The organism is Bosea sp. Tri-49 (assembly GCF_003952665.1).
Classification (GTDB): Bacteria; Pseudomonadota; Alphaproteobacteria; order Rhizobiales; family Beijerinckiaceae; genus Allobosea.
On the sequence record NZ_CP017946.1, the window covers coordinates 4,273,003 to 4,286,946 of the forward strand.

Annotated in this window: 14 protein-coding genes and 1 pseudogene; 5 read left to right on the forward strand and 10 right to left on the reverse strand. The window is 66.7% G+C overall.

Annotation, left to right across the window (positions count from 1 at the left end; translation table 11 throughout):
- Positions 1–27 precede the first annotated feature (27 nt).
- Entirely contained in the window at positions 28–1,158 is a 1,131-nt protein-coding gene (gene argE, locus BLM15_RS20655) for an acetylornithine deacetylase (RefSeq protein ID WP_126116274.1), read from the forward strand.
- A 180-nt stretch (positions 1,159–1,338) separates the two neighbouring features.
- Here the strand turns inward: argE and BLM15_RS20660 are convergent, their stop codons facing one another.
- Genes BLM15_RS20660 through BLM15_RS20670 form a run of 3 tightly spaced genes read right to left on the reverse strand, consistent with a single transcriptional unit; the run spans position 1,339 to position 4,489 of the window.
- Positions 1,339–2,340 carry an Hsp33 family molecular chaperone gene (locus BLM15_RS20660; protein ID WP_442859466.1) on the reverse strand — a complete coding sequence of 334 codons (1,002 nt, stop codon included), beginning with the start codon at positions 2,338–2,340 and terminating at the stop codon, positions 1,339–1,341.
- Positions 2,337–3,266, reverse strand: coding sequence for an ornithine carbamoyltransferase (gene argF / locus BLM15_RS20665; RefSeq protein WP_126114522.1), 930 nt, complete (start codon positions 3,264–3,266; stop codon positions 2,337–2,339). Before argF ends, BLM15_RS20660 begins: the two co-directional genes overlap by 4 nt.
- Before the next feature lie 2 nt (positions 3,267–3,268).
- The gene (locus tag BLM15_RS20670) at positions 3,269–4,489 is read right to left on the reverse strand and encodes an aspartate aminotransferase family protein (RefSeq protein WP_126114523.1); all 1,221 of its coding nucleotides are present in this window, start codon (positions 4,487–4,489) and stop codon (positions 3,269–3,271) included.
- Between the two features lie 545 nt (positions 4,490–5,034).
- Here BLM15_RS20670 and BLM15_RS20675 point away from each other — a divergent pair.
- From BLM15_RS20675 to BLM15_RS20685, 3 genes and pseudogenes are all read left to right on the forward strand, one after another.
- Positions 5,035–5,586 carry a GcrA family cell cycle regulator gene (locus BLM15_RS20675; RefSeq protein WP_126114524.1) on the forward strand — a complete coding sequence of 184 codons (552 nt, stop codon included), beginning with the start codon at positions 5,035–5,037 and terminating at the stop codon, positions 5,584–5,586.
- An 88-nt stretch (positions 5,587–5,674) separates the two neighbouring features.
- Positions 5,675–6,124, forward strand: a complete 450-nt coding sequence (locus BLM15_RS20680) for an NUDIX hydrolase (RefSeq protein WP_126114525.1) — start codon at positions 5,675–5,677, stop codon at positions 6,122–6,124.
- Positions 6,121–6,415: pseudogene (locus tag BLM15_RS20685) on the forward strand (YnfA family protein). The gene BLM15_RS20680 and the pseudogene BLM15_RS20685 overlap by 4 nt, the downstream one beginning before the upstream one ends.
- Before the next feature lie 9 nt (positions 6,416–6,424).
- Here BLM15_RS20685 and phoB read toward each other — a convergent pair.
- The 7 genes from phoB to BLM15_RS20720 form a co-directional block, all read right to left on the reverse strand.
- Entirely contained in the window at positions 6,425–7,123 is a 699-nt protein-coding gene (gene phoB / locus BLM15_RS20690) for a phosphate regulon transcriptional regulator PhoB (protein ID WP_126114526.1), read from the reverse strand.
- Between the two features lie 28 nt (positions 7,124–7,151).
- Complete coding sequence (phoU, locus tag BLM15_RS20695) at positions 7,152–7,874, reverse strand: phosphate signaling complex protein PhoU (protein WP_126114527.1); 723 nt, start codon at positions 7,872–7,874, stop codon at positions 7,152–7,154.
- 39 nt (positions 7,875–7,913) lie between these two features.
- A complete protein-coding gene (pstB, locus tag BLM15_RS20700) occupies positions 7,914–8,720 on the reverse strand; it encodes a phosphate ABC transporter ATP-binding protein PstB (protein ID WP_442859385.1) in 807 nt (268 codons plus the stop codon).
- Positions 8,721–8,742: 22 nt separating this feature from the next.
- Entirely contained in the window at positions 8,743–9,633 is an 891-nt protein-coding gene (gene pstA / locus BLM15_RS20705) for a phosphate ABC transporter permease PstA (protein WP_126114529.1), read from the reverse strand.
- A 13-nt stretch (positions 9,634–9,646) separates the two neighbouring features.
- Complete coding sequence (pstC, locus tag BLM15_RS20710) at positions 9,647–10,615, reverse strand: phosphate ABC transporter permease subunit PstC (protein ID WP_126114530.1); 969 nt, start codon at positions 10,613–10,615, stop codon at positions 9,647–9,649.
- 110 nt (positions 10,616–10,725) lie between these two features.
- Entirely contained in the window at positions 10,726–11,751 is a 1,026-nt protein-coding gene (gene pstS / locus BLM15_RS20715; protein ID WP_126114531.1) for a phosphate ABC transporter substrate-binding protein PstS, read from the reverse strand.
- 108 nt (positions 11,752–11,859) lie between these two features.
- Positions 11,860–12,912 carry an ATP-binding protein gene (locus tag BLM15_RS20720; RefSeq protein ID WP_126114532.1) on the reverse strand — a complete coding sequence of 351 codons (1,053 nt, stop codon included), beginning with the start codon at positions 12,910–12,912 and terminating at the stop codon, positions 11,860–11,862.
- Between the two features lie 117 nt (positions 12,913–13,029).
- On the opposite strand from BLM15_RS20720, the gene ppk2 reads away from it, so the two are divergent.
- A complete protein-coding gene (gene ppk2, locus BLM15_RS20725) occupies positions 13,030–13,941 on the forward strand; it encodes a polyphosphate kinase 2 (protein ID WP_442859467.1) in 912 nt (303 codons plus the stop codon).
- Positions 13,942–13,944 lie beyond the last annotated feature (3 nt).

Genomic DNA, 13,944 nt, shown 5'->3' on the forward strand with positions numbered 1-13,944 from the left:
ACCGGGCAGCGCTACCAGCCGCTCGACATGCTCGCCCGCCTCGTCGCCTTCGACACGGTGAGCCACAAATCCAATCTCGAGCTGATCGCCTTCGTCGAGGACTATCTCACGGGCTGGGGCGTGCCCTGCGTGCGCTTCCCGAACGAGACCGGCGACAAGGCCGCGCTCTTCGCCACGATCGGCCCGCAGGACAAGGGCGGCATCGTCCTCTCCGGCCATACCGATGTCGTACCGGTCGAGGGCCAGGCCTGGTCGCGCGATCCGTTCACGCTGCATGTCGAGGACGGCCGGGCCTATGGCCGCGGCTCGGTCGACATGAAGGGCTTCGTCGCGCTCGCGCTGGCGCTCGTGCCGGATTTCCTCGCCGCCGACCTCAAGACACCGATCCACCTGTTCTTCTCCTATGATGAAGAGGTAACCTGCCTCGGCGTCGTCGATGGCATCGCCGCCATGGGCAAGAGCCTGCCGCGGCCGCGCGCCGTCATCGTCGGCGAGCCGACCTCGCTCGAACTCGCCGACGCGCATAAGGGCATCCGCACCTTCTTCACCGCGATCACCGGCTTCGCCGCGCATTCCTCGAAGCCGCATCTCGGCGCCAGCGCGGTCCATGCCGGCACCCGGCTCGCCGCCGGCCTCGTCGCCATGGCCGATGAGCGCGAGGGCCGCATCGACGAAAGCGGCCGCTTCGATCCACCCTACGACACCGTCCATATCGGCAAGTTCCATGGCGGCATCGCCCGCAACATCCTGGCCGATCGCTGCGATCTCGCCTGGGAGGTTCGCACCCTGCCGGGCTCGGACCCCGAGGCGGTGCCGGCTCGTTTCGCTGCATTGTCGCAGGAGGTGCTGGCACGGATGCGCAAGACCGCGCCGTCGGCGGCGATCGAGACGGTGATGAGCTCGGACGTGCCGGGCCTGGCGCCCGATCCGGGCTCCGAGGCCGAGACCCTGGTGATGCGGCTTGCTGGGCGCAACCGCACCATCGCCGTCGCCTACGCCACCGAGGCCGGGCATTTCCAGCGCGCGGGACTGCCGACGATCGTCTGCGGCCCGGGCTCGATCGACCAGGCGCATCAGCCGGACGAGTACATCACCCTGGAGCAGTTCGCCGCGGGCGAGGCCTTCATGCGCCGGCTGCTGGCGGAGTGCCGGGCATAGATTGCGCCGTTCAACGGAAAAGCGTGGGGAACCCTCTCCTGTAAGGAGAGGGCAGGGTGAGGTGTAGGCTGTTTGACCAGTTGCGAGAGGCCTGACCGCGCAGCCGGGTTCAAGCCAGCGTTTCCAGTCCGAACACCTCACCCCTGCCCCTCTCCTTCCAGGAGAGGGGTTCCTCGCGCCCTAATCTCCAGCCGAAATCTCCACCTCGACCTCGGCCGGGTCGAAGCTGTAGCGGCGCGAGCAGAACTCGCAGGTGACGCCGAGCGTGCCGTCATCGGCGATCATTGCCTTGCGATCATCGGCCGAGAAGCCCTTGAGCATGCCGAGCACGCGCTCGCGCGAGCAGCGGCAGGCCTCGTGCACCGCGACCGGCTCGAAGACATGGGCGCCGCGCTCATGGAAGAGCCGGTAGAGCAGGCGCTCGCTCTCCAGAAGCGGGTCGAGCAATTCGTGATGCTCGACCGTCCCGACCAGCGAGCGTGTCTCGGCCCAGGCGTCGTCGCTGATGCCGTCATCATTGTCGGCGGCGAGGATCTCGTGCCCTTCCGGCGCATCGCCGGGATGGAGATCGGCGGCGCGCAGGCGCTCCGGCGAGTTCGGCATGAACTGGACGATCAGACCGCCGGCGCGCCAGGCGAGACCGCTGCCGGTCAGGACCGTGCCGACACCGAGGCGGATGCGGCTCGGAATCTGCTCCGACTGGCGGAAATACTGGTGGCCGGCCTCTTCCAGGCTCTGTCCGTCGAGCGCGACCACGCCCTGATAGCGCGTCGCCTCCGTACCTTGGTCGACGGTCATGGCAAGATGCCCCTTGCCGAGCAATTCGCCGGTCGAGATCGCGTTCGCGTCGATCGCCGCCGCCAGTTGGTCGGCATCGTAGCGGGCCATGGCCCGGTAGCAGTCGGGCGCATTGAAATCGACGACCAGCATCGAGATCGGCCCGTCGCTCTTGGTCTGCAGCTGGAAACGGCCTTCGCCCTTCAGCGTGGTGCCGAGCATGACGGTCAGCGCCGCGGCCTCGGCGAGGACGCGCGCGACGGGCTCGGGGTAGTGGTGCCGTTCGAGGACCTGGTCGAGCGAGGGGCCGAGCCTGACGACCCGGCCGCGCACATCGAGCTCCGGCACGGCGAAGGGCAGCACCCGGTCATCGGGTGCGCCCGTTGGCGAGGCTTCGGCCATCAGGCCGCCACCGCGCCGAAGCACCAGGCCAGGATGCCCTTCTGGGCATGCAGCCGGTTCTCAGCCTCGTCGAATACCGCCGATTGCGGGCCATCCATGACCTGATCGGTTACTTCCTCGCCACGCGAAGCCGGCAGGCAGTGCATGAAGATCGCATCCTTTTCGGCGCGGCCGAGCAGGCGCTCGTCGACCTGATAGGGACGCAGCAGGTTGTGGCGCGTGCCTTCCTGGTCGCCCATCGAGACCCAGCAATCGGTGATGACGCAGTCGGCGCCCTCGACCGCCGCCTCGGGGCGGGTGGTCAGTTGCAGCTTCGCGCCCTGCTTGCGGGCCCAGTCGAGCAGGGCCGGCGGCGGCGCAAGCTCCTCGGGCGTCGCGATGGCGAGCTCGAAATCGAGCCGGCCGGCGGCATGGACCCAGGAGGTCAGGACGTTGTTGGTGTCACCGGTCCAGGCAATGCGCCTGCCCTTGATCGAGCCCTTGCGCTCCTCGAAGGTCATGACATCGGCCATGACCTGGCAGGGATGCTGGCGTTTGGTCAGGCCGTTGATCACCGGCACGGTGGCGTATTTCGCCATCTCGACCACGGCATCATGGTCAAGCATGCGGATCATGATCGCGTCGACATAGCGCGAGAGCACGCGCGCCGTGTCGGCAATGGTCTCGCGCTCGCCGAGCTCGATCTCCTGGCCGGTCACCATCATCGGCGAGCCGCCGAGCTCGCGGATGCCGACATCGAAGGAGACGCGGGTCCGCAGCGATGGCTGCTCGAAGATCATGGCGATGACCTTGCCCTCGAGCAGGCGGTCGCCGGCAGCCGCCGGGGTGCGCCGGCGGGTCTTGATCTCCTCGCCGGCCTTGAGGATGGAGCGGAGCTCCCCGGCGGAGAAATCCGAGAGATCGAGAAAGTGACGCACTGGAGATCCCATGCTCATTCCGCCGCCGGCCGGGCGAGCTCGGCCTCGACCGCGCCCGCAGTCTTGTCCAACCGTGCCACCGCCTCGGCCACTTCGTTCTCGCCGATGATCAGCGGCGGCAGCAGGCGCACGACATTGTCGCCGGCTGCGACCACGAGCAGGCCGGCGGCCCGGGCCTGGGCGACGAAATCGGTGTTCGGGGTCTTGAGCTTGAGGCCGAGCATCAGTCCCTCGCCGCGGATCTCCTCGATCACGGCGGGGTGATGGTCCTTGAGCTGGGCCAGCGACTGGCGCAGGCGCAGCGCCGTCTTCTGGACCTGATCGAGGAAGCCCGGCGCCAGGATGACGTCGAGCACGGCATTGCCGACCGCCATGGCGAGCGGGTTGCCGCCGAAGGTGGTGCCGTGCGTGCCGAGCGTCATGCCGGAGGCCGCCTCCTCGGTGGCGAGGCAGGCGCCCATCGGGAAGCCGCCGCCGATGCCCTTGGCGATCGACATGATGTCGGGGGCGACACCGTAATGCTCATAAGCGAAGAACTTGCCGGTGCGGCCGACACCGGTCTGGATCTCGTCGAAGATCAGCATCAGACCATGCTCGTCGCAGAGCTCGCGCAGCTGCTTGAGGACACGCATCGGCACCGAGCGCAGGCCGCCCTCGCCCTGGATCGGCTCGATCATCAGGGCCGCGGTCTCCGGGCCGATCGCGGCCTTCAGCACCTTCTCATCGTCGAAGGGCACCTGGTCGAAGCCGTCGACCTTCGGGCCGAAGCCGTCGATGTATTTCTGCTGGCCGCCGGCCGCGATGGTCGCGAGCGTGCGGCCATGGAAGGCGCCTTCAAATGTGATGATGCGGTAGCGCTCGGGATGGCCCTTCGCAGCGTGATACTTGCGCGCCATCTTGATCGCGCACTCGTTCGCCTCGGCCCCCGAATTGGTGAAGAAGACGCGCTCGGCGAAGGTCGCCTCGCAGAGCCGGCGCGCCAGCTTCTCGCCCTCGGGCATCGTGTAGAGGTTCGAGGTGTGCCAGATGCGCTGAGCCTGCTGGGTCAACGCCTCGACCAGATGCGGATGGGCGTGGCCAAGCGAATTGACGGCGATGCCGGCACCGAAATCGAGAAAACGCTGGCCATCGGCGGTGATCGCCCAGGGACCCTCGCCACGCTCGAGAGCGATCGGAGCGCGGGCATAGGTCGGCAGGAGAACGGAGGAAGCGGCAGAAACAGGAGCGGTGCTCATGGAGCGAAATCCTTGCGGCGAAACAGGGAGGAAGCGCGGAACCTCAAGTCGGGAACGGAGATGCAGGGCGCTTGCGGCATGATGCCGGCATGATACGACCCGCCGGCGACATTATCGTCGCTGGCCGTTCCCGCCGTCTCGTCGCGCGTCAAGCCGCATCGATGGAAAGTCCCGATCGCTCAAAAACATAAGCGCCGCCCGATAGGGGCGGCTGCGTGAAGCAACTATGCAAAACCGTCCTTGCCCTGTCAATCGCAGCTGACCTCGCGGCAGCGTTGCCAATTGGACTCACTGGGCAGCTCTCTGCAGTGATTGGCTGGGGAAAAGCCGAATTAGGATTCGGCGACTCTTGTGGCCGAGTCAGGCCATCTTGTATGGTCTCTCTCGTCAGATACGACATCTCGTGCGGCGTCTCCAGTATCGTCAGTTCCGGGCGTAACGGCTTCCGTTCAGCGACGGACGCTGCCGGTATCGGATTCCGCCATGATCTTTCCCTATGCCTCGCCGGCCAGCCGGCGGGACATGACGAAGACAGGTGCAACTCCATGACCGAAGCCGGAGCCTGGATCGAGGAACGCGTCGAACTGCTGAAGAAGCTCTGGAACGACGGCCTGAGCGCGAGCCAGATCGCCGCCGAGCTCGGCAACGTCACGCGCAACGCCGTCATCGGCAAGGTGCATCGCCTTGGGCTGTCAGGCCGCGCCAAGAGCCCGGGTTCAGCCACGCCTCGCCCGCGCAAGCCGGTGGCTCGCCCGCCGAGCCATCCGGCCGGCCATCACAGCAGCGGCAGCGCCGGGCTGACCCGCGGCAATACCGCGCTCGCTCCCCAGTTCGCGCCGGAGATCGAGGCCGAGACGCAGGTCGCGCGCGAGCCGGCTCCGTCCGAGGACGTGGTCGTGCCGTTCTCCGAGCGGGTCACGATCATGGAGCTGCGCGAGTATATGTGCCGCTGGCCGATGGGCGACCCGACCACGCCGGAGTTCCGCTTCTGCGGCGGACGCTCGGCGACCGGAATGCCCTATTGCGCGTATCATGCCCGCATCGCCTACCAGCCGGCCGCCGACCGCCGCCGCGACCGCAAGATCATTCGCGCCTGAGCGAGCGACGCGAGACTTCCAGAATGCGAAAAGCCGGCCGAAAGGCCGGCTTTTTTGTCGATAGCCCGGCTCGATGCAGGAGGCATGCATGAACGCCCCCAGACCTCGCCCGATTGAGTATGCTTGTGCCCTACCGATCAGGGATGGGCGGCTCCTGCTGGGACTGAGGTCGCCGCATCGCCGGAACCGCCCATCCTGCTGGGACACGATCGGCGGCCACCTTGAGGCGGGCGAGACCGCCGAGTCCGCCCTTATCCGCGAGCTCCAGGAGGAGACCGGCATCACTCCGACAGATTTCCGCCGCTTCGAGGCCATCGAGACGACGGAGACGGACGGCGTCACCCCCGCGCTCTGGCATCTGTTCACAGTGAGCAAATGGGCGGGCGGCGATCCCACGATCAGTAATGACGAACACAGCGAGATCCGCTGGTTCACGTTCGGCGAGGCCCCATCGCTGACACCGCTGGCGTCCGAGGCTTACCGCCCTGTCTTCGCCCGGCTCACCGCAGCCTTAGGGCCGGGCACGTATTGGCTATGATCGCAATCTATGCAGGCGCGGCGTTGGCCGAGATCGCCGGCTGCTTCGCCTTCTGGGCCTGGCTGAAGCTGGACAAGCCGGTCTGGTGGCGCTCGCAGCCTTCGGCTGGCTGCTGACGCTGGTCGATAGTCCCGCGGCCGGCCGCGCATACGCCGCCTATGGCGGCATCTACATCGTTGCGTGCTGGCGTGGATGGCGCTGGTCGAGAAGATCGCGCCGGACCGCTACGATCTCGCCGGCGCCGCACTTTGCCTCGCCGGTGCGGCTGTCATCATCGCCGCGCCGCGCTGACCAGAACCATCAGCCGCGCGCAAAGGTCTCGTCGAAGGCATAGCCGGCGCCGCGCACGGTGCGCAGAGGATCCTTGGCGTTGGCCGGCGTGATCGCCTTGCGCAGGCGCCCGACATGGACGTCGACGGTGCGCTCGTCGATATAGACGTCGCGACCCCAGACAGCGTCGAGCAGTTGCGCGCGGGAATAGACCCGGCCCGGCGCCTGCATCAGGAATTCGAGCAGGCGGAACTCGGTCGGGCCGAGATGCAGTTCCATGCCGGAGCGTCGGACGCGTCGCGTCGTGCGGTCGAGCTCGAGATCACCGGCCGCGAGCAATCCGGCGACATGGCCGGGCTTGGCACGGCGCAGCAGCGCCTGGATGCGGGCGATCAGCTCGGGCAGCGAGAACGGCTTGACGACATAGTCGTCGGCGCCGGTGGCAAGGCCGCGCACACGCTCGGTCTCTTCGCCGCGGGCGGTCAGCATGATGATCGGCACGCGCTCGGTATCGCGCCTTGTGCGCAGGCGCCGGCAGAGCTCGATGCCGGAGAGACCGGGCAGCATCCAGTCGAGCAGGACGAGATCCGGCGTGTGGTCACGCAGATGCAGCTCGGCATCGTCGCCGCGCGCCACGCTGTCGACCTCGAAGCCCTCGGCCTCGAGATTATAGCGCAGCAGCAGGGTCAGCGGCTCCTCGTCCTCGACGATCAGGATGCGTGCAGGCATGTCAGCGTCCGTTCAAAACGTCCGCCGGTCAGCCATTGGCTGCCGGCAGGTCGACGAGGATGTTGGTGGTGTCGAGCTTGGGCCGGGTCTCGTCGATTGACTGACCGGTGACGAGGTAATGGATGGTCTCGGCGATGTTGGTGGTGTGGTCGCCGATGCGCTCGACATTCTTGGCGCAGAAGAGGAGGTGCGTGCAGAAGGTGATGTTGCGCGGATCCTCCATCATGTAGGTCAGGAGCTCGCGGAACAGCGAGGTGTAGAGCGCGTCGATCTCGTCGTCGCGGCGCCAGACCTCCATCGCCTTCTGCTCGTTGCTGGCGGCGTAGGCATCGAGCACGTCCTTGAGCTGAGCCTGGACCAGGCGGCTCATATGCTCGAGGCCTACCACGGCACGATGCGGCGGCGAGAACTGGCCGGAGATCGCGACGGCGCGCTTGGCGATGTTCTTGGCGAGGTCGCCGACGCGCTCGATATCGGCGGCGATGCGGATCGCGGAGATCAGCTCGCGCAGGTCGTTGGCGAGCGGCTGGCGCCGGGCGATGGTCAGCACCGCCTTCTCCTCGACCTCGCGCTGGAGATTGTCGAGGCGCTGGTCGGCGCTGATGATCTTCTGGGCGAGCGCGGTGTCGCGGCGCACCAGCGCCACGGTCGAGTCGCCGAGCATACGCTCGGACATGCCGCCCATCTCGGCGAGGCTGCGGCGCAGGCCCTCGAGATCGGCATCGTAGGAGCGGACGATATGGTCGGACATCGGGGCGTATCCTTCGGGGCTGGCCGACGCTTCAGAACTTCAGCCGAAACGGCCGGTGACGTAGTCCTGCGTCTGCTTCTTGTGCGGGTTCATGAAGATGGTGTTGGTGGCGTCGAACTCGATCACCTCTCCCAGATACATGAAGGCGGTGTACTGCGAGATGCGGGCCGCCTGCTGCATGTTGTGGGTGACGATGACGATGGTGAAGTCCGTCTTGAGCTGCTCGAGCAGATCCTCGATCTTGCCGGTCGAGATCGGGTCGAGCGCCGAGGTCGGCTCGTCGAACAGGATGACCTCGGGCTTCTGCGCGATGGTGCGTGCGATGCAGAGGCGCTGCTGCTGGCCGCCGGACAGACCCATGCCGGAGCTCTTCAGCTTGTCCTTGACCTCGTCCCAGAGGGCGGCGCGCCGCAGCGCGCCCTCGACGCGGTCGTCGAGCTCCGACTTCGGCGGCTTCTCGTAGAGGCGGATGCCGAAGGCGACATTGTCGTAGATCGACATCGGGAACGGCGTCGGCTTCTGGAAGACCATGCCGATGCGCGAACGCAGCTCGTTCACGTCGATATCGTTCGAGATGACGTTGCGGCCGTCGAGGATGATCTCGCCGGTGGCGCGCTGCTCGGGATAGAGCGAATAGATGCGGTTGAAGATGCGCAGCAGGGTCGACTTGCCGCAGCCCGAGGGGCCGATCAGCGCCGTGACGTGGCGGTCACGGAAGTCGAGGTTGATGTTCTTCAGCGCCTTGTGCTCGCCGTAGTAGAAATCGAGGTTTTTGACGGCGATGCGGACGGGAGCGTCGGCGTCCAGCGTTTGCGGGCTCAGTTCCAGGGTCGAGAGCATCTGCATGGTCCTTCCGATCGGACGCTGATTACTTGCCGCCGCGCACGATGCGCCGGGCGATGATGGAAAGCACGAGGATTGAGACGGTGATGATCAGCGACCCCGCCCAGGCGAGCTGCTGCCAGTTCTCGTAAGGGGCAGAGGCGAACTGGTAGATCGTCACCGGCAGGTTGGAGACGCCGCCGAGCAGGTTCGGCGAGAACCAGAAATTGTTGTTCAGCGCGGTGAAGATCAGCGGCGCGGTCTCGCCGGCGATGCGGGCGAGCGCCAGCAGGATGCCGGTGACCATGCCGGACTTCGCCGCCCGCCAGGTGATCGAGGTGATGACCACGGAAGGCGGGGCGCCGAGCGCCGAGCCGGCCTCGCGGAGCGGGCCGGGCACGAGGCGCAGCATGTCCTCGGTGGTGCGCACGATCACCGGGATCGCGATGATGCCGAGCGCGACGCCGCCGGCCCAGCCGGAATAGCCGCGGAACGGCTCGACCATGATGACGTAGACGAACAGGCCGATCAGAATCGAGGGCGCCGAGAGCAGGATGTCGTTGATGAAGCGGATCAGGTCGGCGAGCTTCGAGCCCTTGCCGTATTCGGCGAGATAGGTGCCGGCGAGCACGCCGATCGGCGTCGCAACGACGATGCCGAGGAAGGTCAGCACGACCGAGCCGACGATGGCGTTGGCAAGGCCGCCGCCCTCCGTGCCCGGCCCCGGCGTGATCTGCGTGAAGGTCGCGGCGGAGAGCCCGCCAAGGCCCTTCACGACCAGCATGCCGAGGATCCAGAACAGCACGAAGATGGCGAGCAGGGTGAAGGTCGTGGCCGTGACCTTCATCAGCCGGTCGGCGGTGCGACGCGACTGGCGAACGCGGCCCCAGGTGACCTCGGGCAACGGGCGGACGGTGGAGGGGGTCGTCAGGCTCATGATCGGCTCCCGCTCAGAACGACTTGACGCGCGAGACGAGGATGCGCGCGATGACGAGGACGACGAAGGTGACGAAGAACAGGATGCAGCCAAGCGCGATCAGTGAATTGAGCTGCAGGCCGAGCGCCTCGTTGAATTCGTTGGCGATGCGCGAGGCGATGGTCGAGCCGGGGTCCATGATCGAGCCGGAAAGCCGGTTGGCGTTGCCGACGACGAAGGTCACCGCCATCGTCTCGCCGAGCGCGCGGCCAAGGCCGAGCATGATCGCGCCGATGATCGAGACACCGGCCTGCGGCACCAGCACATGGCGCACGACCTCCCAGGTCGTCGCCCCGATGCCATAGGCGCTCTCGCGCAGCACCGACGGGATCTGATCGAGCATGTCGCGGGTGATCGAGGCGATGAACGGGATGATCATGAACGCCAGGATGATGCCGGCGGTCAGGATTCCGAGTCCCGAAGGTGAGCGCGAATAGAGGATCGTCCCGACGACCGGCATACCCTCGACGATGTTCGAGAGCGGGATCTGGACATAGGCGGCAAAGAGCGGCGCGAAGACGAACAGCCCCCACATGCCGTAGATGATCGAGGGCACGGCGGCGAGCAGCTCGATCGCGGTCGAGACCGGCTGCTTGAACCAGGGCGGCGCGAGCTGGGTCAGGAAGACGGCGATGCCGAGCGAGAGCGGCACGCCGATAACGAGGGCGATCAGGGCGGTGGAGAGCGTGCCTACAATCGCCGGCCAGGCGCCATACTGGTCGTTCTGCGTATCCCAGACGCTGGAGGTCAGGAAGCCGAAGCCGAATTTGCTGAAGGCGGGCCAGCCGCCGATCACCATCGAGACCATGATGCCGGCGAGCAGCACCAGCACGAACAGGGCCGCCAGGAAGCTGGCATTGCGGAAGATGAGATCGAAGGTCCCCTTGGGGGTCTTGCGCACCGGCGCACTCGGCGCGGCGAACTGATCGGTCACGGCAACCATCCGTGGTTACTCCGGTCTCGAAAGGCGACTATCGGGGCGAAACGAGGCTCTTGTCGTCGCGAAGCGGGGGCCGTGGCCGGCCCCCGTTCCGTTTTCGTGCGCGGGAGCGATCAGAAGATCGGCTTGCCCGCCGGGTCGGTGGCGCCCTTCCAGGCGTTGCGCACCTGGTCCTTGACGCCCGCCGGCAGCGGCACGTAGTCGAGGTCGAGGGCGAGCTTGTCGCCGTTCTTGAAGGCCCAGTCGACGAACTTCAGCGCGGCCTGGGTCTCTTCCGGCTTCTCCGGCTTGGCATGGATCAGCAGGAAGGTCGCGGCGGTGATCGGCCAGGCCTCGGCGCCCTTCTGGTTGTTCAGCGAGATGCCGAAGCCGGGAGCCTCGTTCCAGTTGGCGTTGGCGGCAGCGGCCTGGAAGGCCTTGTCGTCCGGGGCCGGGAAGTTGCCGTCGGCGTTCTGGATCAGGGCGAAGGAGAGCTTGTTCTGCTTGGCGTAGGCGTACTCGACATAGCCGATCGAGTTGGCGACCTGCTTGACCGAGGCCGAGACGCCCTCATTGCCCTTGCCACCGATGCCGACCGGCCACTGCACGGCGGTGTTGGTGCCGAGCTTCGACTTCCAGTCGGGCGAAACCTTCGAGAGGTAGTCGGTGAACACGAAGGTCGTGCCCGAGCCGTCCGAACGGTAGACCGGGTTGATGTTGGCATCCGGCAGGGTGACGCCGGCATTGAGGGCGGCGATCTTTGGATCGTTCCACTTCTTGATGTCGCCGAGATAGATCGCGGCTAGGACCGGGCCGGTCAGCTTCAGCTTGCCGGCCTCGACGCCAGCGATGTTGATCGCCGGGACGACGCCGCCCATCACGGTCGGGAACTGGATCAGGCCTTCCTTGGTGAGCTCCTCGCCCTTGAGCGGGGCGTCGGTGGCGCCGAAGGCGACGGTCTTCGCCTTGATCTGGCGGATGCCGCCACCCGAGCCGATCGACTGGTAGTTGAGCCCGATATTGGTCTCCTTCTTATAGGCCTCGGCCCATTTGGAGTAGATCGGGAAGGGGAAGGTCGCGCCGGCGCCGGTGATGTCGGCAGCCTGGGCAACGCCCGACAGGCCGACGGCAGCGGCCGCGAGAATGAGAATTTTGCGCATGAGATGTCCTCTCTGGGTCGCAAGAGCAGCGGCCCTGCTAGAACACCGGCTATATGACAGCTGCATGACAGACAGTCATGAAAGCGGACCCGCCTTCGTCACAAATCGTTAACGGACCGCGTCGGGCAGGCGCGGCAGGATCGCCCGGAAGGTCGCGCCCTGGCCGACGACGCTCTCGATGGTCAGGCGGCCGCGATGGCGCAGGACGATGTGCTTGACGATGGCGAGCCCGAGGCCCGTGCCGCCGGCCTCGCGGCTGGCGGCCGTGTCTACACGATAGAAGCGCTCGGTCAGACGGGGCAGGTGCTCCGGGGCAATGCCGGGCCCGTCGTCACGCACGCTGAGGCTGACCTCGCCGTCGGAAACTCCAACGATGATGTCGACCTCGCCGCCGCGCTGGCCGTATTTGATCGCGTTCTCGACCAGGTTCTCGATCAGCCGCAGCAATTCGTCGCGGTCGCCCGCGACGGTGACAGGCCGCTGCGGCACGTCGAGCTTCAGCGTCACCTCGCGCTCGCGCGCCATCAGCACGAGCGAGTCCAGGATCTCGCGGGCGATGCCGGCAAGATCGACCGGCGCCTCCGGCGCGAGATGGGCGCGCAGTTCGATGCGCGAGAGCGAGAGCAGGTCATCGACCAGGCGGGCCATGCGCAGGCCCTGCTCGCGCATGATCGCGAGGAACCGGTCGCGCGCTGCGGCGTCGTTGCGCGCCGGCCCCTGCAGGGTCTCGATGAAGCCGAGCACGGAGGCGAGCGGCGTGCGCAATTCATGGCTGGCATTGGCGACGAAGTCGACGCGCATGCGCTCGGTCATGCGCTGCTCGCTGAGGTCCTCGAAGGTCAATAGCACCGCCCGGCGCCAACCGCTGCCGGCGAGCGCGGCGATATGGATGCGGAAGGTGCGCTCGACCGGCACGCGCTCGATCAGCTCGATGGCACGGCGGCCGCCATGGCGCGAGACCTGCTCGATCGCATCGATCAGATCAGGATCGCGCATCACCAAGGCGAGCGGCTTGCCCTTGGCGAGTGCCGCGATCAGGGCCGGCGCTGTCGGGCTGAGTGCCTGGATCACGCCCTGCGGGTCGAGCAGCACGGCGGGGACGCCGATGGCCTCGATCAGCGCGGCGGTGACCGGCGCCTTTGGGTCGACCAAAGCGTGCATGCGGTTCCTGCCTTTCGAGGCGTGGTCTGCGGCGAGGCCTCTTAGGCCGGAGTGGCACCAGGGCGCAATTCCCTTCCTGCACCGCGCACTCTAGCTTGCGAGCCAGCGCAGGAGACAATCGCGATGGCGAAGAAGGCTTCGAATGGCATGAAGGCAGGCAAGCACGGTAAGGCAAAGCATAACGAGCTCGATTTCGACATCGAAGCGGAAGCCCTGCCCAAGGAGATCGACGACAAGGCCTTCGCCAGCGGCGGATACCCCTATCACCGGAAATACAAGCGCAAGCTCTACGAGAAGGAGCTCGAGCCGCTCCAGATCGAGCTGCAGAAGCTGCTCGGCTGGGTGCGCGAGAAGGGCGAGCGGCTGGTCATCGTCTTCGAGGGGCGCGACGGTGCCGGCAAGGGCGGCGCGATCACGCGCTTCACCCAGCATCTCAATCCGCGCCAGGCGCGGGTCGTCGCCCTGTCGAAGCCATCCGACACCGAGAAGGGGCAGTGGTATTTCCAGCGCTATGCGGCAGAGATGCCGGCGGCCGGCGAGATCGTGTTCTTCGACCGCTCCTGGTACAACCGGGCCGGCGTCGAGCTCGTCATGGGCTTCAGCACGCAAGAGCAGTCGGAGAGCTTCCTGCGCGAAGCTCCGGTCTTCGAGGGCATGCTGGCTCGCGACGGCATCAGGCTGGTCAAGCTGTTCCTGACCATCGGTCGCGAGATGCAGATGAGCCGGCTGCACGCGCGCTGGCACGATCCGCTCAAGCGCTGGAAGCTGTCATCGATCGATTTCGAGGCGATCCCGCGCTTCGACGCCTATTCCGACGCCTTCGACGGCTTGCTCGACAAGACCTCGACCGATCAGGCCCCCTGGACGGTGCTGCGCGCCAACGACAAGTTCCGCACGCGCCTGAACGCGATCCGCCATGTGCTCCACGCCGTGCCCTACAAGGGCAAGGACGAGGAGGCGATCGGCGAGATCGACCACAGGATCGTGCTGACGGCCGAGGAATATCTGAGCAACGGCGGCGAGAGCTGAGAC

Coding starts and splice junctions, on each gene's coding strand:
- pstB (WP_442859385.1), bottom strand. CDS start 8,720: ATGCAGATGCTCTCGACCCTGGAACTGAGCCCGCAAACGCTGGACGCC.
- pstS (WP_126114531.1), bottom strand. CDS start 11,751: ATGCGCAAAATTCTCATTCTCGCGGCCGCTGCCGTCGGCCTGTCGGGC.
- BLM15_RS20680 (WP_126114525.1), top strand. CDS start 5,675: ATGAACGCCCCCAGACCTCGCCCGATTGAGTATGCTTGTGCCCTACCG.
- argF (WP_126114522.1), bottom strand. CDS start 3,266: ATGGGATCTCCAGTGCGTCACTTTCTCGATCTCTCGGATTTCTCCGCC.
- phoU (WP_126114527.1), bottom strand. CDS start 7,874: ATGTCCGACCATATCGTCCGCTCCTACGATGCCGATCTCGAGGGCCTG.
- phoB (WP_126114526.1), bottom strand. CDS start 7,123: ATGCCTGCACGCATCCTGATCGTCGAGGACGAGGAGCCGCTGACCCTG.
- BLM15_RS20675 (WP_126114524.1), top strand. CDS start 5,035: ATGACCGAAGCCGGAGCCTGGATCGAGGAACGCGTCGAACTGCTGAAG.
- argE (WP_126116274.1), top strand. CDS start 28: ATGCTCGCCCGCCTCGTCGCCTTCGACACGGTGAGCCACAAATCCAAT.
- pstC (WP_126114530.1), bottom strand. CDS start 10,615: ATGGTTGCCGTGACCGATCAGTTCGCCGCGCCGAGTGCGCCGGTGCGC.
- pstA (WP_126114529.1), bottom strand. CDS start 9,633: ATGAGCCTGACGACCCCCTCCACCGTCCGCCCGTTGCCCGAGGTCACC.
- BLM15_RS20670 (WP_126114523.1), bottom strand. CDS start 4,489: ATGAGCACCGCTCCTGTTTCTGCCGCTTCCTCCGTTCTCCTGCCGACC.
- BLM15_RS20720 (WP_126114532.1), bottom strand. CDS start 12,912: ATGCACGCTTTGGTCGACCCAAAGGCGCCGGTCACCGCCGCGCTGATC.